Origin of the sequence: Pseudomonas turukhanskensis (assembly GCF_027922365.1) — a bacterium.
GTDB lineage: Bacteria > Pseudomonadota > Gammaproteobacteria > Pseudomonadales > Pseudomonadaceae > Aquipseudomonas > Aquipseudomonas turukhanskensis.
The window spans coordinates 249,612-270,906 of record NZ_BSFN01000004.1 but is presented as its reverse complement, the minus strand read 5'-3'; the positions used below and the strand labels follow the sequence as shown (position 1 = coordinate 270,906).

Genomic DNA, 21,295 nt, shown 5'->3' with positions numbered 1-21,295 from the left:
CCCAGGCAAGTCAAGGCGCAGCGAAAAACCTATTGAAACAGTCTGCTACCGCTTGCGCGCCGGCTTCGTCATCCAGGTGCAGGTGATGGCCGCCGGCCAGACGTTCTACCTTGATTGGCGTGCCTTCCAGGGAACTCACCACTTGCGGCTGCGCATGCAGCATGCCGCCCTCGGCCACCACCAGGCAGGCTGGGCAGGCCACGCTGCGCACAAACACCTCGGTATGCGCCTGGGTAAAACGCAGCGGCGATGGCAACGTCAGGCGGCTGTCGGTGCGCCAGGTATAGCCACCGGGCACCGGCATCAGGCCGCGCTGGGCCAACAGTTGCGCAGCTTCCAGGCTGACACCGCCGACGCCTTTCATCCGCGCTTTAACAGCCTGCTCCACCTTCTCGTACACCGGTTTGCGCTTACCGGCCAGCGCCAGTTGCTCACGCAGCGCCGAGCCCAGTTTGGCCGGCGCCGCTTCAGCTTCACCGGTAAATGGAATCAGGCCGTCGATCAGCGCCAGGCGTTCGATGCGCTCGGGCATGGCACCGGCCAACAACACCGACACAATCGCGCCCATCGAATGCCCCAACAGAGAAAAGCGCTGCCAGCCGAACTGCTCGGCCACCAGCAGCACGTCGTAGGCGTAGTCCCACAGCTGGTAATGGGCGCCGGCCGGGCGGTGGTCAGAATGGCCGTGGCCGGCGAAATCGAGGGCGATGATGCGCAGTCCATTTAGCTTGGGCGCCAGGCGGGCAAAGCTCATGGCGTTATCCAGCCAACCGTGCAGGGCAATCACCGGCTTGCCGTCCTCCGGCCCGAATACGTGGGCCGACAGCTCGATATGCGGCAGGCTCAGGCGGACTTCTTCGAAGGAATAATTCATGCGGTCTCCAGGCGGGCTTGCCAACGGTCGAACAGGGTTTTCAAAAGGTCAGCAGTGGCTTGCGGGCGCTCCAGCGGAAACATATGCCCGCCTGGCAGCGTGAGGTATTGGCAATGCGCCAGGCGCCGGATGGAGCGCGTGTGGTGCGGCAACACTACGCGGCTGTGGCGGCCGCGCACCATGGCCAGCGGCACCTGCAACTGCTGCGGGCGGCCAGGATTGTGGTGCGGCACGCTGCGGTAAATGCTGATTTCGGTAGCCGCGTCGAACAGCAGACGCAGGCCTTCACCATCGGCCTGCAGGCCATGTTGCACATAGGCGTCCAGGCATTCGGGGTCGAAACGGCGGAACAAGCTTTTGGCCGAGAAATAATCACGGGCTTCGGCAAAATCGCTGAACGCCTCACGCCGCCCCAAGGTGCGGCCAGCCGGGGTAATACGGTCGATAAACCCGAAGCGTTTGGCGGCGCGAATGACGATGCGGTCGGCCAGGGTCAGCACCGGCGAGTCCAGCATCACCACCCCACGGTATAGCTCCGGGTGGCGCAAGGCCGCGTGGTAATGCAGCACACCGCCCAGGGAGTGGCCGACACCCCACACTGGCTCCGCTAATTCGCGCAGGTGGTGCACCAGCTCGTCGACCAGGTTGCCCCAGTTGTCATTCACCGGAAAACGCGGGTCGTGGCCATGCTGCGGCAAATGCAGCACGTGATAATCCGGCGCCAGGGCGGCAAACAACTTGCCGTAGGTGGCCGAAGGAAAGCCATTGGCGTGGGCGAAAAATACCGGTTGCGGCATACACGGAAATTCCAGAAACAAGACTCAGGCGATTGTCCGCATGCAGGCCGTGGCCGGCAATGACCGTAACTGCCGGGAATGATGGCGATACGGCCAGGGGCATAAGCCCGGGGTTGCGTGCCGTGCCATCGACCAACTGCGCCATCCCTGCACAGGCCGCGGTTCGACGATTCGGGATCCAGCGTCTTGCAGGAATACGGAGCTCGCTCCGAAATTCTGGATCCCTGCCTGCGCAGGGATGACGGTGTTGATAGCCAAAAATGCGTGTCCATTCACACCGGTGGCGGCATATTCCCCAGCGGCACAATTGCCATGGTCAGCCGCGAAATGCAGCTGGGCTTGCCGTCCTCACCGCTCAGACGAATGTCCCACACGTGGGTGGTGCGCCCCAAGTGCACCGGCCGCGCCACCGCCGTCACCCGGCCACTGCGCACGCCGCGCAGGTGGTTGGCGTTCACCTCAAGGCCCACGCAGTAGAACTGGCTGGTGTCGATGCACAGGTAGCTGGCGGTGCTGCCCAGGGTTTCGGCCAGCACCACCGAGGCGCCGCCATGCAGCAGGCCGTAGGGTTGGTGAGTACGTGCGTCGACCACGATACTGGCGGTAATCGACTCCTCATCAAACGCATCGAAACGCACGTCCAGCGTCTCGTTGATGGTGTTTTTGCGCAGGTCGTTCAGTGCCTGCAAATCCGGGGTGGTGCGCCACAGACTCATGCCAACTCCTTATCAATCATGCCAGACCAACGCTTCGCGCCGCCCGGACCATTCGGCAAAGCGCCCGGCATAGGCGTCTTCCACCACACTGCGTTTGATCTTCAAGGTAGGCGTCAGAAAGCCGTTGTCCACTGCCCACACTTCCTTGAGCAGAATCAGGCCGCTGAGCTGTTCGTGTTTATCCAGGGCGGCATTCACATCGGCCAGCAGCGTTTTAAAGCTGCCTTCCAGGGCCGGCCGCGAGCCATTCAAGGCTTCTTCACGCCCCACATCCGAGAGCACACAGAGCGCCATCGGTTGCGGCATGCCATCGCCCACCACGCACACCTGCTCGATCCGCGGGTGCACCGCCAGCAGGTTTTCAATGGGCGCCGGGGCCACGTATTTGCCTTTGCTGGTCTTGAAGATTTCCTTGATCCGCCCGGTCAGGCGCAGGTAATGCTCGCTGTCCTGCTCGCCTTTGTCGCCAGTGCGTAAAAAGCCGTCTTCGGTAATGGTTTCCGCGGTTTTTTCCGGGTCTTTGTAGTAGCCCTGCATGGTTGCCGGGCTGCGCACCTGCACTTCGCCCAACTCGCTGATACGCACCTCCACGCCTGGGCTGGCCTGGCCGATCCAGCCGGGGCGGTTTTTACCCTTGCGGCAGATATGCGAGTAGCCGCAGTTCTCGGTCATGCCGTACACCTCGAGCACATCCAGGCCCAGGCGCTGGTACCAGTGCAGCAGGGCTTCGGGCACCGGCGCGGCGCCGGACAGCGCGTAACGCACAGAATCCAGCCCCAGGCCGGCCAACACTTTGTGGCCCACGCGTTTGCCGATAAAGGGGATTTTCAGCAGAAAATCCAAACGCTCGGCGGGCATCTTGCTGTACACGCCCATCTGGAACTTGGTCCAGATACGCGGCACGCCAAAGATCAGCGTCGGCCGGGCGCGGCGCAGGTCGACCAGGAAGGTGTCCAGGCTTTCGGCAAAAAACACGGTCTCGCCGGCATACAGCGAATTCAGTTCCACGAACATGCGCTCGGCCACATGGCACAGCGGCAGGTACGACAACAGCCGATCGTCTTCGGTGGCCTGGAACAGCTCGGTGCCATGGCCGGCGGCGAAGGCGAAGTTGCCGAAGTTATGCATCACGCCCTTTGGCGTGCCGGTGGTGCCGGAGGTGTAGACGATGGTGGCGAGGTGGTCGTGGCCGCCAATGGGGTTGTCGCGAATCGGCGTGCAGGCCTGCAAGTCGCTCCATTGCACATCGAAGTTGCCCTCAGGGTGCAGCGGCAAGGCGATGGTGCGAATGCCTTCGGGGACGCCCGGGGCCATGGCGGCCCAGTCATCGAGCTTGCCGACGAACACCAGTGCAGCCTCGGAATGGGTCAGCACCTGGCGTACAGAGTCGGCCGTGAGGTTGGGGTACAGCGGCACCGACACATGACCAGCCATCCAGATCGCCAGGTCGGTGACGATCCAGTGCGCACAGTTCTTGGACACCAGCGCAATGCGGCTACCGGCTGGCAGGTCCTGGGCCCGCAGCCAGTTGGCGGCGCGCCGGGCCTGGTCGCCGACATCCGACCAACTCAGCTCCAGCACCTGGCCGCCGGGCAGCGGCTGGACCATATAGCGCTTGTTCGGGTGGCGCGCTTCGCGCTGGAAGAAAATCTCTAAGGGCAAAACGGCAGCATTCGTCACAGGGCCTCCTCCTAATTATTTTTATGGGGAAACAACATGCAGAGCAGAACGTTTTAAAACCAAACCAAGCACTTGCTTGGTTGGACTATTCCACGCCCTGCCCGCAACGCGCAAGAGGAGAAATGTTTAGAACTGTAGCCGGACCGCTGCGTAGGATTTAGCGCCTTACGATCTGTATGAATAGCGAAACACCATGTAGGAGTTTTCTAAGGCACAATAGGCCAAGCATTACTTTTGGCCCGGACCCTCAATGTTCAAACCATTCCCTCTGCAGTGCGCCGCCCTGGCGCTGGTGCTGGCAGGCGCTGCCGGCTGTTCCTCGAACAACACCGCCGTCTATGAGCACGAAGACTTCGCCGACTCCGGCACCTTCTCGCGCAACTACAGCAGCAGCGACGCGGTGTCTTGCGAGGCCGCGCGCCGCGCACTGCTGAGCCAGGGCTACATCATCACCAGCGCCGACCCCAAACAGGTCAGCGGCCATAAGAGCTTCCAGCAAAGCGGCGACAACCACCTGGAAATCAGCTTCAACGTGGTGTGCACCGATGGCGGTACCAGCGACCACCACTCCACCATGTTCGCCAACGCCCTGCAGGACCGTTATGCGCTGAAAAAGCTGAACAACTCCGCGAGCCTCGGGGTGGGCGTGCTGGGTTCGGTGTCGATGCCGATCGGCTCCACCGACGACTCGCTGGTGAAAGTGGCCAGTGAAACGGTGTCCTCGGCCAAGTTCTACGAGCGCTTTTTTGCCCTGGTTGAACTGTTCTTGCCGCCACAGGTGAAACCAGCTGAACCCGTGGCACCGGCGGCCCCGCAGCAAGACCTGGGTATTCCGGAACCCCAGGCATTGGCGCCTGCCACTGCACCGGTGACTCAGGAAGTGGTGACGCCAGTGATCGAGCCGGCTGCCACGCCTGTGGTGGACCCTGTGACCGAGCCTGTGGTGGAGCCCATGGCGCCGGAGTTGCCCATCAGCGAACCAACCCCGGCTCCAGCCGACACCACCCCGGATGCCGCCGCGCTGCAAGCTGCGCCGCCCGTGGTTGAACAGCCAATGACCGAAACGCCGGCGGACGTGGTAGAGCCGGCGCCGGCGGTCGACGGTACTGAAGAAGCAGCGCCTGCTGCGCAATAACTGAAGATCAAAGATCGAGGCTGAAGCCTCTCCTACAAGGAATGTACGCCCCTGTAGGAGAGGCTTCAGCCTCGATGCCCTTGACCTTAAAAGCCTAAGGCGCCACCGGCGGCGTGTACTGCAGTGTTGTGCCCAACGCCCACAATAGAAACAGCACCAGTGGTGCGTGCACCAGCAGCTGTACAAACGAAAAACCGATCAGATCCCGCGCCCGCAACCCCAGCACGCCCAACAGCGGCAGCATATAAAACGGGTTGATCAAATTCGGCAGCGCCTCGGCGGCGTTATAAATCTGCACCGCCCAGCCCCGGTGGTACTGCAGCTCGTTGGCTACCTGCATCACATAAGGCGCCTCGATAATCCACTTGCCGCCGCCCGAGGGAATAAAGAACCCCAGCACCGCCGAGTACGTGCCCATCAGCAACGCATAGGTGTCATGGGAGGCGATCTGCACAAAGAAGGTGGAAATATGGTGCGCCACGGTCTGGCCGTCGCTGCCGTTGACGGTGGTCATGATGGCGGCAATCGAGCCATACAACGGAAACTGGATCAGCACGCCCGTGGTGGTCGGTACCGCGCGCGCCACCGCATCGAGAAAGCTGCGTGGCCGCCAATGCAGCAACGCGCCCACCATCAGAAACAGCAGGTTGTAGGTGTTCAGCCCCGAGATGGCGACAATCGCCGGCTTGCTGGCGAACTCCTGCGCCAGCCAACCGGCAGCCAGTAGCACCAGCAAAATGATCAGCAGCGGGCTGTGCTCCAGCCACTCGCCGGGGCGTGTGGGTTTTTCCAGCCTGGCTGCGTTAAAGCTCGGATCAATGCCACAGGCTTTGGCGTCCCGCGCACTGGTGGCACTCGGTGCGGTGACATAAGCGATCACCAGCGACACCACCACCAACGCCAGCAGCAACACGCCGGATTGCCAGAGAAAGATGGTTTCGGTGAACGGAATCACCCCGGTAATCGCCAGAATCGAAGGCGGCAGACTGGTGGGGTTGGCCTGTAACTGCGCCGCCGAAGACGACAGCCCCAACGCCCACACCGCCCCCAGGCCCAGGTATGCCGCGGCGCCGGCGGCGCGGTAGTCCATATGCAACTCTTCACGTCGGGCCAGCGCGCGTACCAGCAGGCCGCCGAACACCAGGCTCAGGCCCCAATTGAGCAAGGAGGCCGACATGGAAATCAGCGCCACCCACGCCACCGCCGACCGCCCGTTTTTCGGCACCCTGGCTAGCACATCAATCAGTCGCGAGGCCGGGCCGGAGCTGGCCACCACATAGCCGCCAATCACCACAAAGGCCATCTGCATGGTGAAGGGAATCAGGCTCCAGAACCCATCACCAAACGCCTTGGCCGCCTGCGCCGGTGGCGCGCCCATGGCCAGCACGGCAACCGTCACCAGCAGCACGGCCAGCGTGGCGAACACCCAGGAATCAGGAAACCAACGCTCTGCCCAGTTCGAGCAGCGCATGGCGAAGCGCGCGTAGCGGCTCTTTTCGACTTGAGTATTCATCCAGGAACCTCATTGTTGTTGTGGCGACCTAGGAAGTAGTGGCGTTACTGGCGATTTAGTTCCGCTTGCCGGCATGCGGCTTTGGTAGGGGCCACGCCGATTCCCCCTCTCCCTCAGGGAGAGGGCTGGGGTGAGGGAAAGCGGCGTACACCGATGCCCTCACCAAACGCTGCACTCCACCCCCATTTCTGGCACCCTTGCCCCCTCCTCCCCACAAGGCCCGCGCCCGATGAAAGACGCCGACAACCTCAAGGACTACCGGCAGGTACGCCAGCTGGCGATCCGTTCGTTGTTCGAGATCGTCGAGCAGTCCAGCGAGGGCACGGTGATTGTCGACAAGGACGCGCGCATCGTCTGGATGAACGAGCGCTACGCCAAGCGCTATGGGCAGCCCAGCGCCAAGGCGGCGGTCGGCCAGGAAGTGGAGAACGTCATTCCCGGCAGCCTGATGCGCCAGGTGGCGCAAACCGGCGAACCCATCCTGCTGGACATGCTCGACACCCCCAACGGCCCGCTGGTGGTGATGCGCCTGCCGATCCACGACGCCGCCGGAAAGGTAATCGGCGCCATCGGTTTCGCCTTGTTCGACCAGCTCACTCGTCTTGCCCCGCTGGTGACGCGCTTTACCCAGATCCAGAAAGAGCTGGCCTCCACCCGCTCGCTGCTGCAAGCCCGCCAAGCCAAGTACAGTTTCTCGCACTTTATTGGTACCGGCGCCCGCAGCCTGGAGGTAAAACGTCACGCCCGCCGCGCGGCCGGCAGCGAGTCGCCGGTGTTGCTGCTGGGTGAGACCGGCACCGGCAAAGAGCTGTTAGCCCATGCGATTCACAGCGCCAGCACGCGCGCACACAAACCCTTCGTCAGCGTGAACTGCGCGGCCATTCCGGAAAACCTGCTGGAGGCCGAGTTCTTCGGCACCGCCCCCGGCGCTTTTACCGGCGCCGACCGCAAAGGCCGTTCGGGCAAGCTGCAATTGGCCGAGGGCGGCACGCTGTTTCTGGATGAAATCGGCGATATGCCGTTGGCCCTGCAAAGCAAACTGCTGCGCGTGTTGCAGGAGAAAGAATATGAGCCGGTGGGTTCCAACCAGATGCTGCGCAGCGATATCCGCCTGATCGCGGCCACCTCGCTGGACCTGGAAAATGCCGTGGCCGACGGCCGTTTTCGCGCCGACCTGTACTACCGTCTCAACGTATTGCCCATTTCGGTGCCGCCGCTGCGTGAGCGCCTGGATGATTTGCCGGCCCTGTGCGATGCCATGCTCGAGGACCTGGGTCGCGGCCATTTCGACCTGGCAAGCGACGCCATGGCCCTGCTCGCCAGCCACGCCTGGCCCGGCAATATTCGCGAGCTGCGCAACGTGCTGGAGCGCTGCGCACTGCTCAGTGACGAGCCGTTGCTGACCGCCACCGCATTGCGCACCGCTATCGGCCGCTTTACCCCCCTGCCGGCTGGCACGACCGCCGCCGTTATCGGCGAGCAAGACTTTTACCGCGCCCGCGCCGCGTTCGAACGGCAATTGATCGAGCAAAGCCTGGCGGCGCATCACGGCAATGTGGTGGAGGCCGCCAAGCAACTGGGGCTCGGTCGCTCGACCCTGTACAAGAAGATGGTGGCGCTGGGGATTGGCGCGCCATGAGCCGAACAACCCAGCCCCTCATTTGAACGCCTGACACCCTGAACATGCCCGCCGACCTTACCGACGCCACCCTACGCACCGCCGACCGCCACTCCCGCTTCGCCGCCCTCACGCTGGGCATGGCCTTGCCTACCGATGTGCTGCTGTAGTTGCTGCTGCCGATGTATGCCAGCGACTTTGGCCTGAACCTGGCCGAAGTCGGGGTACTGCTGGCGGCCAATCGTCTGGTGCGCATCGTCGGCTACGGCGCCGTGTCGCGGTTTTATGGCCGCCATGGTGATCGCCTCACCTCGACCCTCGCCGTGGTTGCCGCCGCCATCTGCGCGCTGGGCTACACCTCGCTCTCGGGCCTCTGGCTGTTGCTGCCATTGCGCCTGATGTGGGGGCTGGCGTTTGCGGCGCTAAACCTCTCAACTCAGGTGCTCGCCACCGCACAGCCCCTGGGCGTGGCGCGCCGCTCCGGACGGGCGCGGGCCTTTACCGCCCTGGGGCCGATGCTTGCCTTGCCGGTGGGCGCTGCCGTGGCGTTATGGCTGGGCCCACGGCCGATCTTTTTTGCCTTGAGCCTGGTGGCCATAGCCGGTTTGCTGATGGCCCGGCGTTTGCCCATGCAACCCCATGCGCTGACCACCCGACGCGGCATTCGCCTGCCCAGTCGCCTGGACTTCTGGTCGTTTCTCGAAGGGCTCACGCTTGACGGCCTGTTTATCATCGGCCTGTCGTACCTGGGCAAAGACCTGTTTCCCGGCGGCGCGGTGATGGCCGCAGCCTTGCTGATGGCGCTGCGGTATCTGGGCGAGTTACTGCTAAGCCCAGTGGGTGGACACCTGGCCGATAAATACGGCGCGCAGAAATTGCTGGTGAGTTTGTCGCTGCTGACGGCAGTGATGTTGGTGGGTTTTGGCGCCGGTTGGTTGTGGAGCTGCGCGGCGGCCATCGTGGTGCTGCGTGCACTGCAACTACCACTGGTGGCACCCCTGGTCACCCAGCGCAACCCCGGCCCGGAGCGGGTGCAGGCGTTGGCGGCGAACTCGGTGTGGCGCGATATCGGCGCCGGTGCCGGCCCGCTGCTGGCCGGCAGCGTGTTGCCGATTGTGCCGAGTGTGTGGATGTATAGCGCGGCCGCTTTGATGCTGGCGGTGTCGGCCGTGTTCTCGGTATGGCCACCGGCGCCCAGACCAAACGCTGGCGGCTAAAGCCTCTCCGAGTTTCTGTGTAGGAGAGGCTTCAGCCTCGATTCCTGCAAACACCGGTTTACAGGGTCACAAACAACGCCGACGTCCATACCCTCGACTGATCGCGCTGGCGGGCGGTGATAAACAACGGGTGCTCACGGCCCGGTGCCAGGTTCAGGCTATCCACGTCAATCAACCCTTCCACTTCCCGTGGCAACGCCTGCTCGGTTATGCGCTCCAGCGCCACCTGCAATTCTGCGCCGGCCAGCTTCTCGATCACCGCGCCCCGCTCCAGCAATTGCGAACCCAACACCTGCACGCTCACGGTCGGCGCATGCACATGGGGGTGTGGCTGCAACGGGTCGCCTACTTTCACGTAACTGTCCACCCGGCTGTTCAGGCTGATGCGCGCGCCAGCCAGTTGCGACAGCTCGATCTCCAGGCTGTCGGTGTCGCCGTTGGTGTCGGTGCGAAAGGCCAGCGTGGTGGCGTTTTTGCGCCAGACCGTCTGCTCCGGGTGGTCGGCACCAAGAAACTGGAAGCCGTTGATAACGGCCCCGATAATCTCGATTTCGCCGCTCCAGTACGCGCCGCGATAACGGTCTTTGATCCGCGCACCGCCCAGGCGTACCCGCACACGGCGGCTCGACAGCCCGGCCTCTTCGTGCAGGTTGCGCGACCAGATGCACTGCTCGCCATCGAACAATTCCACCTGCTCCCAACCCGCATCGCCGAGCAGGCGATAGTCCAGCGTTTGCCCGGCGGCAGCCGCCACCACATCGCCCATCAGGTGCTCGCCCTGGCGCAATACGGCAACGCTGCGCTCACCAGTGGTGGCAAAGGTGTGCCGGGCGCGCAAGGCTTTGCCGACGCCCGCACGGTCGAAGGCCTCGGCGATCACCCCGGTCAGCCCACCGCGTGATCCAAACACCGCCGTAGCCGGCACTCCACCGCCACAACGGCCCTGGTGCTCATCGCTGTTGGCTGCCGCGCCAACGCGGTAACCGCGCTGCAAGGCCTCGGCATACACCCAATGGAACTGCCCCCAGGCCGAGCCCACTTCAATCAAGCGTTCCAGCTCCGGATGGTGCCAGTCGAGGTTGCATCGGCGGCCGCCTACGTGCGGCATCATCAAATGGCCTTCGGGGTTTTTCGCATAGGCGGCGTACAGCTCATCCACCGGCCAGGCGCCGGGCTTAATGGTGCCGGCGGTAAATTCGTTCCACTCGAACGAGCGCACCAGGCGGCCCTGGTTATCGAAGGGAAACTCGGGCTTGCCGTCGTGCAGGAACACCACATTGCGGTCGCCGCCCGCACAGGAGTTGCCGCACCACTCGGTGCCGGGGTAGCAAACAAACCGCCCCGCCTCGTTCAGCTCGGCGATCAATGCAACCGCAGCGTCCCAACGCTTCTCGGTGATATTGAAATCGTTGGCGGTATAACCCAGCACATCCAACCCGGCCACATCGCGGCCGTAGCTCAGGTTGTAGAGGGTGTCGTTGGTGCCTACGGTGTCATCGGAGTGCACATGCAAGTCGGCGTACAACGGGCGAATGCCGGGCAGCGCCTGGTCCACAGTGATATGGGCCTGAGCCGCCGCCACGCCCGCCTCGGCTGCCTGCACGCTGACCGACCACTCGCCCAGTTCTTCCAGCTTCAGCGCCGGCAACCGGGCGATGGCCCAGCCGTCGCTCGCCAGGGTAAACGGCAAACCCAGGCTGCTGCCCTGGGGGCCGCTGAGCAGCACCTTGCCACTGAGCGGCAGATTACGGCAGGTATTGCCCCAGGCATCATCGGCACGAATCAGCACATCGAACGGCTGCGCCTGGCCGACCAGACGCGGCACGATCACCAGCAAACGCTCCGGCACGCCAGGCACGATATCGAGCAGCAAATCGCCCGGTACTTCGGCAAATTTCGAGCTGCCCAGCGGGTCGATAAACAGGCGAAAGCGAAAGTCCTTTTCGACAAAACTCTGCACCCGGGTGCCCGCTCCGCCCTGACGGCGATCGCCGATGCGAATAATGATGCGGTCACCGGGGTTCAGGTAACCGTCAACAATGTCGATCAAAATGGCTTTCTGAAACGGCCGCTCATGGCCCTTCTGGTCGAAGCGCACGTTCAGGTGTTGCACCGTGGCCGGGCTTTGCCCGGGGGCCAGTTCGCCGGCCTGGTATTCGGCGCTTACATAGTTGGCGGCGCTGGGATCGGAGGTCTGGAACAGCGCCCAGTCGGAATAGAACTTAAAGGCCAGCTTGAGCCACGCGCCGTCGGCCAGGCCGCTGGCGCCCACTTCGTAGACGAAGGTGATTTCGTCCCATTGGCCGGCCACCAGGGTCTGGCGGTCGCAGCGAATGCTGCCCAGAAACGGCCGCGCTTTGTTGCGCGCATACAGGCCCACAGGGGCGATGTAATGCCCGGCTTCACGGGGGTCGAAGGTCTGGCTCACAGGTAAGTCCTCTGCACGAAATTAAACAGCGCGCACTCAGGCCGCGCGCCAGGATTGGTAGTGCCGCTCGATACGGCGAAACACCAGGCTTTCCATCAACCAGGCCAGCAGCCCGATCAACACGATGCCCAGCAGCACTTGGCTGCTGTTGCCGATCTGCCCACCCATCGACACCATCCAGCCGATGCCTTGGGAGGCGCCGATCATTTCGGCGGCCACCAGCGCGCGCCAGCCCTGGCTAAAGCCGATGCGCAGGGCCGCAGTCAGAAACGGCAGCGAGGCCGGCAGGTACACCAGGCCCAGCAGTTGCCAGCGGTTGGCGCCCAGGGTGCGTGCGGCGCGCACTTCGCCCTCGCGAATGCCCAGCACGCCCTCCTGGATGGTCACGGCCATGGGGAACACCGCGGCGATGAAGATCACCAGGGTGATGGAGAAAAAACCAAAGCCGAAAATGATCAGAATCAGCGGCGCCCAGGCAATCGGCGGAATGGCCATAAACAGGCTGTTGAGCGGCGAGATAAAGTCGCGAAAATGCCGCCACAACCCCGCCAGCCCACCCAGCACCACCGCTACCACCACCGCGCTGAAAAAGCCGGCCAGCTCTTCCAGCACGCTGGCCCTGAACTGCTTCCACAGCGAACCGTCTTCAATCCAGCGCAGCGCCTCGGCCGCCACCACCCAAGGTTGCGGCAGCACGTAGCTGGGAAAGCGGCTGGCCAGTGCGACCCACACCAGCAGCAGAAACGGCAATGAGGCCCAGCCCCAATTGGCTTTTGGCAAATGCATGACGAGGCTCAGCGCGCGGCTTTTTGCAGGTACGAGGTGTCCACCAGATCTTTGAGGGGGATCTGCGCGTCCATGAATTTCAGCTGATTGGAGTAGTTCATCAGGCGCTGAATAAATTGCAGGTCCGCGTCTTTCAACTCCGCCGACCAGCCCAGGCGTTTGCGTGCTTCGGCGACGATTTCCTCGCCACTGACGCTGCTGCCATCGGCGCGCTGCACGGTTTCCAGCTTGAAGGCCTCGGCGATGATGGTGTTGGCCTCGGCCGGGTGCTCGTTGAGAAAGGCGATGGCCTTGCGGTGGGCGCGCAGCAGTTTCACCACATCATCAGGGCGATCACGCAGGGTTTCCGGCAGGCCAATCACCACGTACCACGGGTACTGCGGCAGGGCCTGATTGACATCCAGCAACAGCCGCGCCGAGCCGCGCAACAACGCCTGGCTGACAAAGGGTTCCCAACTGAACGCGGCGTCGACAATGCCGCGCTCCAGCGCCGCGTTCATATTGCCCGGTGGCATGTCGACGATTTCCACGTCGGTGTCAGGCTCAAGCTTGGCGTTTTCTTTCAGCACATAGCCGCGCAGCAGCACGTCCATGCCACTGCCCTTTTTCACCCCGGCCAGCTTGTGGCCTTTGAGGTCGGCCAGGGTCTTGATCGGGCCGTTGGCGCGGGTGAGCACGGCGGCCTGGCCGTAGTTCACCTTGGCCAGAATCACGCTCTTCAACCCCCGTGCATACCACTGGTAAACCGGCGGCGTGCCGACGTAGGCCACGTCCAGTTCATGGGCGGCCAGGGCTTGCTGAATCACCGGACCATCGCCCAGCGCTTTGACGTCCACCGCCAGGCCTTCGTCCTGAAAGTAGCCAAGTTTCTGGGCAACAATTACCGGCGCATTGGCCATCGCCATCACGTAACCGATGCGCAGCGGTTCGGCTGCCTGGGCGCCGCTCAGCCAGGTGGAGGCCGCCAGCGCGACCGGCAGAAGCAGTGTTTTGAACATGGAAAGTCTCGTTATCCGAAGGTGGGCTCAAGGAGCGACGACGACTGCGCCATGACGTCGCCGATGCGTTCCATCAGCTCGTTGCGATAGTCGAGAAAGGCCGGCAAGCGGCGGGTTTCACGGTTGGTGCGGGGGCGCGGCAAGTCGATGGCGAGCTCGCTATGAATACCCCCGGGGGCAATGTTCAACACCACGACGCGGTCGGCGAGAAACACCGCTTCGTCGATATCATGGGTGATAAATAAAACGGTCTGGCCAAGCGCTGCCCATAGGCGCAGCGTTTCTTCATTCATGCTGTTGCGGCTGATGGCATCCAGCGCCGCAAAGGGCTCGTCCATCAGCAGCACCTGAGGCTCCAGCGCCAGAGTGCGGGCCAGCGCTACGCGTTGTTGCATGCCGCCGGAGAGCTGCCGGGGTAGCCGCTGTGCAGCGTTTTCCAGGCCCACCAGGCGCAGGTAATGCATGGCGTGCTCGTACTGCTGCACGGTGTTTTTATCGCCGGCCACACGCAACCCGAACCGTACGTTTTCCAGCGCACTCAACCAGGGAAACAACTGCGGGCTTTGAAACACGTAGCCCAAGGCCGGCAGCTCCGGGCGCGTCGGCTGGCCGTCCACCAGCAAGCGCCCGGCCTGGGGTTTTTGAAAGCCGGACAGCAAGTTGAGCAAGGTGGTTTTACCGCACCCCGACGGACCGAGAATGGCCACGAACTCACCTTGCCGTGCACGCAGGTTCAGGTTGCTGAACACCGTGTGGCCATTGGCATAGGCAAAGTCGACGGCCTCGATGTGCAGGGCGTCGGAACGGGCGGCAAGTTGGGTTTGGAACTGGGACATGGCAAGGGGCGTCAGGTCATTTATACTGTCTAAGGCCGTCATAATACGTATTAATACAAGTTAGCCCAAGACCGAAACGGCATAACCTTAGAATCAGCCTCAGAACCGGACACCCACGCCGTGACTTTGCAACGTGAAAGCGCCACTTCGCTGTACGAGCAAATCGCTCAACAACTGCTCACCGAAATTCAGCAAGGCCAGTTTGGCGCGCTGGGAAAACTGCCGTCGGAATCGGAATTGGTGGAACGCTTTGAGGTCAGCCGGGTGACCATCCGCCTCGCGCTGGCCAAGCTGGGCGACGACGGTGTGGTGGAGCGCAAACAAGGCAAAGGCACCTTCGTTGCCGCCCAGCAGGTACGCCACGACCTCGACGCCCTGCGCAGCTTTCACGATTCCCTGGTGTTGCAAGGGCTCAAGCCGAGCATGAAGATGCTGGGGCAACGAATCGTCGAGGTGCCGGAAGAGTTGGCGCAGCTGTTTAGCGGCCAGTGTGTGAACGTCGACCGCCTGCATATCGTCGACGACGAACCGATCGCATTCGCCCGCAGCTACCTCACCGCCGAGCTGGCCGACGTCGACTGGCACGCCGCCGCACAAGAGCCGTTGTACTCGGTGCTGGAACGCATCACCGGCAAACCGGTAAGCCGCGCCGACATGGCTATCCGCGCCCGCGAAGCGGACAAGACCTTGGCCCAGCACCTGGGGGTAAAACGCGGCACCGCGCTGCTGGTGATGCAGCGCACCTCGTGGTTCGACGACCAGCAATGCTGCGACCGCACCACGTTTTATATCCGCCCGGAACGTTACGAATTTGTGCTGAGCGGCGTATTCAAAACGCGCCAGGCATAAGGCTATTGCCAAACGATCTGCAAGATTTCCCCGCCCCGCTGCACACCCTCACTAGACAGCGCTGATTCGCTGCAACGTTTGGGGAACGCGGTATGCAATACACACACTGGCAGCGCTTGCGCGCGAGCCTGGAAAACGACCGTTTCGGTCGCCAGGAATGGCCGACCTGGTTATTGCTGATTGGCGTGCAGGCGGCGTGGTTCGAGGTGCTCTGGTTTAGCCCGCACCTGGGTGTATGGCTGAGCACTGCGCTGCTGATTCCGCTGGTCACCCTGTGGATGTCAGTGCAACACGAAGTGCTGCACGGCCATCCCACGCGCTTACCGTGGCTGAACAAGCTGTTGGCCTGCGGCCCCTACGCGATCTGGTACCCCTACACGCTGTACCGCGACAGCCACCTGGCGCACCACCGCGATGACAGCCTGACCCTGCCCGAGGTCGACCCCGAAAGCCGTTACCTGCACCCCGATCTGTGGCAGCGCTTGCCCGCCGCCGCCCGCGCTCTGCATTGGCTGAATAAAACCGTGCTGGGTCGGTTGCTGGTCGGCGCGCCGTTGGCGCTGGCTGGCCTGCTCGTAAGCGAAGGCCGGCGCTTGCTGCGTTTTGAACGCCAGGCGTGGCTGATGTGGAGCAGCCATGGCGTGGTGTGTGCGGCGTTGCTGCTGTGGGTGCAGCACTACAGCGTCTTGTCGGCCGCGCACTATGTGCTGCTGGTCAGCGTACCGGCGTTGGCCGTGGGCATGCTGCGCTCTTTCTACGAACACCGCCCGGCGGCGGAACCGGCGCAGCGCAGTGTGCTCAATGAAGCCGGCTGGCCGTGGCGCTGGTTGTTCCTCAACCTTAACCTGCACCTGGTGCACCACGATCTGCCCTGGCTGCCGTGGTATCGGCTACCCTCGATCTACCATGCCCGGCGCGAGTACTGGGTGGCACGTAGCGGCGGTTTTCTGGTCCATGGTTATGGCCAGCTGGTTCGCCAGCACGGCTTAAGCCCGGTCGACACCCCCGTCCACCCCCTGGTTAGCCAGCAGGACCACCCGCCATGCCCCGCGGCCATGCCGAACTGTTGATGTACCCGGCGCCCGAGCCCGTTCGCCAAGCCAGCGAACAGTGGTTAACGCGCACACTCGCACTGCTCGACGCCGAACGCCTGCCCTGGGCCGGCAGCGATGTGCACGCCCTGTTCCGCACGCCCGAGCTGCTGCTGACGCAAACCTGCGGCTACCCGCTCATGACCCAATTACGCGGCCAGGTGCGGTTGGTTGGGCGGCCGGATTTCGACCTGCCCCATAGCCACAATGGCGAACACTGCAGCCTGCTGTTGGTCCGCGAAGACGAAACCCGCAACAGCCTGCCAGCCCTGCGCGGCTGCCGAGGTGCGGCCAATAGCCTGGACTCCAACACGGGTATGAACCTGTTGCGTCACGCGCTGGCGCCCTGGCAGCAAGACGGGCGCTATTTCTCCAGCCTTGAGCTCAGCGGTAGCCATCGACAAAGCCTGGCGTGGCTACGTGAAGGCCGCGTGGATTTGATTGCCGTGGACTGTGTGACCTTCGCCTACCTGGCGCTCTATGCCGCCGAAGAAGTGACCGGCCTGCGCCTGCTACAAACCAGCGCGCCCAGCCCCACCCTGCCCTATATCACCGCCGCCGATGAGCAGCAGGCGCAGCGCATTCGGGCCGCGCTGAACCAGGCGTTGCTCGATGAGCCGGAAGCCGCGCAGGTGTTGCGCATTCGCCAGGTGCTTCCCGCAAGTGAAGCGGATTACCAGGTATTGCTTACCTATGAGCGCCACGCCGCCGAGCTTGGCGTATACGCCCCGTAGGGTGTGCTCCGCGCACCAAGTGATAGCCCCGCAAACGCAATGGTGCGCATAGCACACCCTACAAGAGCCAAACCCCGTATAGACCACAAAAGAATATCTGTAGCCAATAACGCTATTTTTAAAGAATAAGTGCCCTTGCTAGCATGCCTTCACCGGAACACCGGACTCCCATGCCTTTTCAGATTCTGGAGCCGTTATGTCCGGTGCCGACAATTCCCATGGCCACTACGTAGGCCTGCTGTTCAGCCAGCACTATGACTGGCTGCAAGGCCGCCTGAGGGGGCACCTGGAGTCGAGGGCCAGTGCCGAAGAGCTGGCCGCCGAAACCTTTACCCAGTTGCTCGCCAGCCCCGCCATGGCGCCTATTCGCGAGCCCCGCGCCCTGCTCACCACCATCGCCCGCCGCCTGCTGTATCAGCGCTGGCGCCGCCGCGACCTGGAGCGCGCCTACCTCGATAGCCTGAACCCGGATGCCGCCGACGAGCGCTCTCCCCAGCAGGCCGCCGAATTCAGGGAAACGCTGCACCGCATCGACCTGTTGCTCGACGGCTTGCCGGCCAAGGTCAAGGCTACGTTTCTGCTGGCGCAAGTCGACGGCCTTACCTACCCGGAAATCGCCCGCACCCTGGGCATCTCGCAACGCTCGGTCAGCGACTATATGACCAGGGCACTGCAACGCTGCCTGCGAGTAGGCAGCATACCCGCCGCGCCTAATCGGCCTTGATGGAACAGGCCGGCCGAAAGAGGGTGCTACTGCGCTCGCCGGCGAAACTGTTGCCCGGTTCGGCCCGGTCAACCCTATGACCACCGCTCAGAACTTGAACCAAGCCTTTACCAAAGTGTTTAAAGCTTTGGTCGGCGCCAGAAGGCGCACTACCACTGCAAAGTGGCCTACGATTTCTAACGCAGCACACAAATCAAAAACATCGAGGCTAAAGCCTCTCCTACAGGAACCACCCAAGGTGGGGGCTAGACCTTTTGGGTGCTTTTGGGTGGTCCGGCAATCCGGCAATGCCAACAGAAGCTCGCGCGTAAGGCGCGAAACAAAAACCCCAGCAAACGCGGTAACGAAGCAGAAAAACAATCGCCCGACCCGACTAAAACAGAATCGCGAAAGGACCCGACAATGCACCTACTTACCCGCTGGCTAACCACCGCCGCCCTGACCCTGGCAATGGCCGGCGCCCAAGCCGCCGACCCAAAACCCATTCACTTCGGCGATATCACCTGGGAAAGCGGCAGCCTTATCACCGAGGTCCTGCGCCTGATCGTAGAAAAAGGCTACGGCTACCCCACCGACACCCTCCCCGGTAGCACCGTAAGCCTGGAAGCCGCCCTGGCCCGCAACGACATCCAGGTCATCGGCGAAGAATGGGCCGGCCGCAGCCCCGCCTGGGTCAAAGCCGAAGCCGAAGGCAAAGTCTTCGGCCTGGGCGATATCGTCAAAAACGCCGACGAAGGCTGGTGGGTACCCGACTACGTCATTCACGGCGACGCCGAAAAAGGCATCAAACCCCTGGCCCCCGACCTTCGCTCAGTCAGCGACCTGCCCCGCTACGCCCACGTCTTTCGCGACGCCGAGCAACCGGAAAAAGGCCGCTTTCTCAACAGCCCCGCCGGCTGGACCTCGGAAGTGGTCAACACGCAAAAACTCAAGGCCTACGGCCTCACCGACACCTACGTAAACTTCCGCACCGGCTCCGGCGCCGCGCTGGACGCCGAGATCACCTCCTCCATCCGCCGCGGCAAACCGGTACTGTTCTACTACTGGTCGCCCACCCCGCTGATGGGCCGCTACAAACTAGTCCGCCTGGAAGAACCGGCCTTCGATGCCGAAGCCTGGAAAACCCTGGCCGACGCCAAGAACCCCAACCCACGGGGCACCCGCTCGCTGGCAGCGCGCTTGTCAGTCGGCGTATCGGCGCCGTTCCATCAGCAATACCCGGAGCTGGTCGCGGTGTTTGAAAAGGTCGACTTCCCCATCGACCTGCTCAACACCACCCTGGCCAAGATGAGCGAAACCCGCCAATCACCGCGCGCCGCCGCCGAGCAGTTTCTCAAAGCCAACCCACAGGTCTGGCACGGCTGGGTAAGCGATGAGGCGCGCAGCAAGGTCGAGGCCGCCCTGTGAGTTCGAGCTTTCCGGAAGGCCTGCACCACTCCATTGCCGAGCCGGTAAACCGGTCTGTCGACAGCCTGGTGTTGAACTACGGCGACCACCTGCGCCAAGTCTCCGACAGCCTGCTGCAAGTGGTCACCCTGCTGGAAAGCGGCCTGCGTGCCCTGCCCTGGTGGCTGCTGCTGGTGCTGGTCGGCGCCCTGGCCTGGCACGCCGGCCGCAGTTGGAAACGCGCGTTGGCGCTGGTGGTGTTGATGTTCCTGATTGGCGTGGTGGGCCTGTGGGACAAACTGCTGCAAACCTGCGCCCTGGTACTGGTAGCCACGGGGTTGTGCGTGCTGCTGGGTGTGCCCCTCGGCGTGTTGCTCGCCTATCGCCCCACCGCTCGCCGGGTGCTGATGCCGGTGCTGGACGTGATGCAAACCCTGCCCAGTTTCGTGTACCTGATACCGGTATTGATGCTGTTTGGCCTGGGCAAGATGCCGGCAATTTTTGCCACCCTGATCTACGCCCTGCCGCCGCTGGTTCGGCTGACCGACCTGGGCTTGCGCCAGGTCGATCCGTCGGTACGCGAAGCCGCTCGCTGCCTGGGCGCCAACCGCTGGCAAGTACTGCGCAATGTAGAACTGCCACTGGCGCTGCCAAGCATCATGGCCGGGCTGAACCAGACCGTGATGATGGCGCTGTCGATGGTGGTGGTGGCCTCCATGATCGGCGCCCGGGGCCTGGGCGAAGACGTGCTAATCGGCATCCAGACCCTGGACGTCGGACGCGGGGTCGAGGCCGGCCTGGCCATCGTGGCCTTGGCGGTGATCATCGACCGCGTCACCCAGGATTATGGGCGACGTAGCGTCAGGCAATGAGCCCGCAGGGAAGAAGGTATGAAGAGGCCCTACACACGAAAGTAACTCGGCGGCTGCCCGCTCCAGCGCTGGAAGGCGTGGCGCAGGCCGGCGGTTTCGCTAAAGCCCAGCAACTCGGCAATGCGGTAGATAGGCAGTTCGCCCTGTTGCAGCAGTTCCTTGGCGCGGCTGAAGCGCAGCTCGTCCAGCAGTTGCTGGTAGCTGGTGTGTTGTTGCTGCAAATAGCGACGCAGGCTGCGGGCTGAGCAGTTCATTTGCCGCGCCAGTTCTTCCAGCCCCGGCGGGGTTTGCAGGCGCTCGGCCAGCAGCGCCCGCACACGTTCAAGCCAGGCACGATTGGCGGCCAGTTCGGCGTTCTGCCGGCGGCATTGGTCGAGCATTTCCTGGTGGGTGATGGGGTCGGCCAGCGGCAGCGGCTGCTCCAGCCAGTGCGCGGCGAAACCGATGGCGTTGCGGGGCTGGTTGAAATGCAACGGACACTCGAAGCCGTTGCTGTAGCCGGCGGTTTCGCCGTAATCGAACTGCGCAGCCCTAAGCGGCAGCGGCTGGCCCAACAGATCGCCGCACACCACTTTCAGCGAGGCCAGGCACAGCTCGACGTTGAACGGCCGCAGCGCCTCGTCTTCGCCATAGCCGGTGGCTACCAGCCAGGCGGTCGGCCCTTCCACATGCAGACTGAGGTTGAAATAGGTGCCCAGCAGCACCGGATAGCTCAAGCCGATGCGCAGCGCCTCGCCGAAGGTCGGCGCCGACAGCAGTGCATAGCCGAGCAAGCCATAGGCGGAGATTCGGGTGCGTAGCCCCAACTCAATACCCAGCGTCGGCTTGGCACTGAGGCGCAGGGCATTGGCGAACACGTGCTGCTCCTGGCCGGGGCCGATCAGGCGTTTCATGGCGCGCAGGTCGTCGGTGGAAATCCCGCTGCCTTCCAGCACCGCTTCTGGCGCATGCCCCTGAGCCTGGAGCAGCGCCACGGTAAGCGTGGACATATGCAGCGAGTTAAGCCACGAAGAGCGCGAAAAAAACGGTTCAGCCGCCATG

At 63.2% G+C, this 21,295-nt stretch carries 19 protein-coding genes; 9 read left to right on the top strand and 10 right to left on the bottom strand.

Annotation, left to right across the window (positions count from 1 at the left end):
- Nucleotides 1-10: 10 nt before the first annotated feature.
- The 4 genes from PKE98_RS09885 to PKE98_RS09870 form a co-directional block, all read right to left on the bottom strand.
- Nucleotides 11-874 (bottom strand): alpha/beta fold hydrolase, encoded by an 864-nt coding sequence (locus PKE98_RS09885; RefSeq protein ID WP_271195110.1) that lies wholly within the window; start codon nt 872-874, stop codon nt 11-13.
- A complete protein-coding gene (locus PKE98_RS09880; RefSeq protein WP_271195109.1) occupies nt 871-1,671 on the bottom strand; it encodes an alpha/beta fold hydrolase in 801 nt (266 codons plus the stop codon). Before PKE98_RS09880 ends, PKE98_RS09885 begins: the two co-directional genes overlap by 4 nt.
- Nucleotides 1,672-1,943: 272 nt before the next feature.
- Complete coding sequence (locus tag PKE98_RS09875; RefSeq protein WP_271195108.1) at nt 1,944-2,387, bottom strand: hotdog fold thioesterase; 444 nt, start codon at nt 2,385-2,387, stop codon at nt 1,944-1,946.
- 12 nt (nt 2,388-2,399) lie between these two features.
- Entirely contained in the window at nt 2,400-4,067 is a 1,668-nt protein-coding gene (locus PKE98_RS09870; protein WP_271195107.1) for an AMP-binding protein, read from the bottom strand.
- A 250-nt stretch (nt 4,068-4,317) separates the two neighbouring features.
- On the opposite strand from PKE98_RS09870, the gene PKE98_RS09865 reads away from it, so the two are divergent.
- The gene (locus PKE98_RS09865) at nt 4,318-5,202 is read left to right on the top strand and encodes a DUF2242 domain-containing protein (protein ID WP_271195106.1); all 885 of its coding nucleotides are present in this window, start codon (nt 4,318-4,320) and stop codon (nt 5,200-5,202) included.
- 94 nt (nt 5,203-5,296) lie between these two features.
- On the opposite strand, the gene PKE98_RS09860 is transcribed toward PKE98_RS09865, so the two are convergent.
- Nucleotides 5,297-6,715, bottom strand: a complete 1,419-nt coding sequence (locus tag PKE98_RS09860) for a short-chain fatty acid transporter (protein ID WP_271195105.1) — start codon at nt 6,713-6,715, stop codon at nt 5,297-5,299.
- A 229-nt stretch (nt 6,716-6,944) separates the two neighbouring features.
- On the opposite strand from PKE98_RS09860, the gene PKE98_RS09855 reads away from it, so the two are divergent.
- A complete protein-coding gene (locus PKE98_RS09855; RefSeq protein ID WP_271195104.1) occupies nt 6,945-8,354 on the top strand; it encodes a sigma-54 interaction domain-containing protein in 1,410 nt (469 codons plus the stop codon).
- Nucleotides 8,355-8,515: 161 nt separating this feature from the next.
- On the top strand, nt 8,516-9,550 hold the full coding sequence (locus PKE98_RS09850; RefSeq protein WP_271195217.1) for an MFS transporter: 1,035 nt from the start codon (nt 8,516-8,518) through the stop codon (nt 9,548-9,550).
- A gap of 58 nt (nt 9,551-9,608) precedes the next feature.
- Here PKE98_RS09850 and PKE98_RS09845 read toward each other — a convergent pair whose 3' ends face one another.
- The 4 genes from PKE98_RS09845 to PKE98_RS09830 are packed head-to-tail and all read right to left on the bottom strand — an operon-like array spanning nt 9,609 to nt 14,598.
- Nucleotides 9,609-11,978: a CehA/McbA family metallohydrolase domain-containing protein gene (locus PKE98_RS09845; protein WP_271195103.1), complete on the bottom strand. Its 2,370-nt coding sequence runs from the start codon at nt 11,976-11,978 to the stop codon at nt 9,609-9,611.
- Nucleotides 11,979-12,014: 36 nt separating this feature from the next.
- Nucleotides 12,015-12,764, bottom strand: coding sequence for an ABC transporter permease (locus PKE98_RS09840; RefSeq protein WP_271195102.1), 750 nt, complete (start codon nt 12,762-12,764; stop codon nt 12,015-12,017).
- An 8-nt stretch (nt 12,765-12,772) separates the two neighbouring features.
- Complete coding sequence (locus PKE98_RS09835) at nt 12,773-13,762, bottom strand: ABC transporter substrate-binding protein (RefSeq protein WP_271195101.1); 990 nt, start codon at nt 13,760-13,762, stop codon at nt 12,773-12,775.
- A gap of 11 nt (nt 13,763-13,773) precedes the next feature.
- Nucleotides 13,774-14,598, bottom strand: coding sequence for an ABC transporter ATP-binding protein (locus PKE98_RS09830; RefSeq protein ID WP_271195100.1), 825 nt, complete (start codon nt 14,596-14,598; stop codon nt 13,774-13,776).
- 120 nt (nt 14,599-14,718) lie between these two features.
- On the opposite strand from PKE98_RS09830, the gene PKE98_RS09825 reads away from it, so the two are divergent.
- The 6 genes from PKE98_RS09825 to PKE98_RS09800 all read left to right on the top strand — a co-directional run bounded on the left by PKE98_RS09825 (nt 14,719) and on the right by PKE98_RS09800 (nt 20,254).
- On the top strand, nt 14,719-15,447 hold the full coding sequence (locus tag PKE98_RS09825; protein ID WP_271195099.1) for a GntR family transcriptional regulator: 729 nt from the start codon (nt 14,719-14,721) through the stop codon (nt 15,445-15,447).
- 92 nt (nt 15,448-15,539) lie between these two features.
- The gene (locus tag PKE98_RS09820; protein ID WP_271195098.1) at nt 15,540-16,517 is read left to right on the top strand and encodes a fatty acid desaturase; all 978 of its coding nucleotides are present in this window, start codon (nt 15,540-15,542) and stop codon (nt 16,515-16,517) included.
- Nucleotides 16,490-17,272 carry a phosphate/phosphite/phosphonate ABC transporter substrate-binding protein gene (locus tag PKE98_RS09815; RefSeq protein ID WP_271195097.1) on the top strand — a complete coding sequence of 261 codons (783 nt, stop codon included), beginning with the start codon at nt 16,490-16,492 and terminating at the stop codon, nt 17,270-17,272. The genes PKE98_RS09820 and PKE98_RS09815 overlap by 28 nt, the downstream gene beginning before the upstream one ends.
- Before the next feature lie 196 nt (nt 17,273-17,468).
- Entirely contained in the window at nt 17,469-17,996 is a 528-nt protein-coding gene (locus PKE98_RS09810) for a sigma-70 family RNA polymerase sigma factor (RefSeq protein ID WP_271195096.1), read from the top strand.
- Between the two features lie 450 nt (nt 17,997-18,446).
- Nucleotides 18,447-19,403, top strand: coding sequence for an ABC transporter substrate-binding protein (locus PKE98_RS09805; protein WP_271195216.1), 957 nt, complete (start codon nt 18,447-18,449; stop codon nt 19,401-19,403).
- On the top strand, nt 19,400-20,254 hold the full coding sequence (locus PKE98_RS09800; RefSeq protein ID WP_271195095.1) for an ABC transporter permease: 855 nt from the start codon (nt 19,400-19,402) through the stop codon (nt 20,252-20,254). The genes PKE98_RS09805 and PKE98_RS09800 overlap by 4 nt, the downstream gene beginning before the upstream one ends.
- A 29-nt stretch (nt 20,255-20,283) precedes the next feature.
- On the opposite strand, the gene PKE98_RS09795 is transcribed toward PKE98_RS09800, so the two are convergent.
- The gene (locus tag PKE98_RS09795; RefSeq protein WP_271195094.1) at nt 20,284-21,294 is read right to left on the bottom strand and encodes an AraC family transcriptional regulator; all 1,011 of its coding nucleotides are present in this window, start codon (nt 21,292-21,294) and stop codon (nt 20,284-20,286) included.
- Between the last annotated feature and the right edge of the window lies 1 nt (nt 21,295).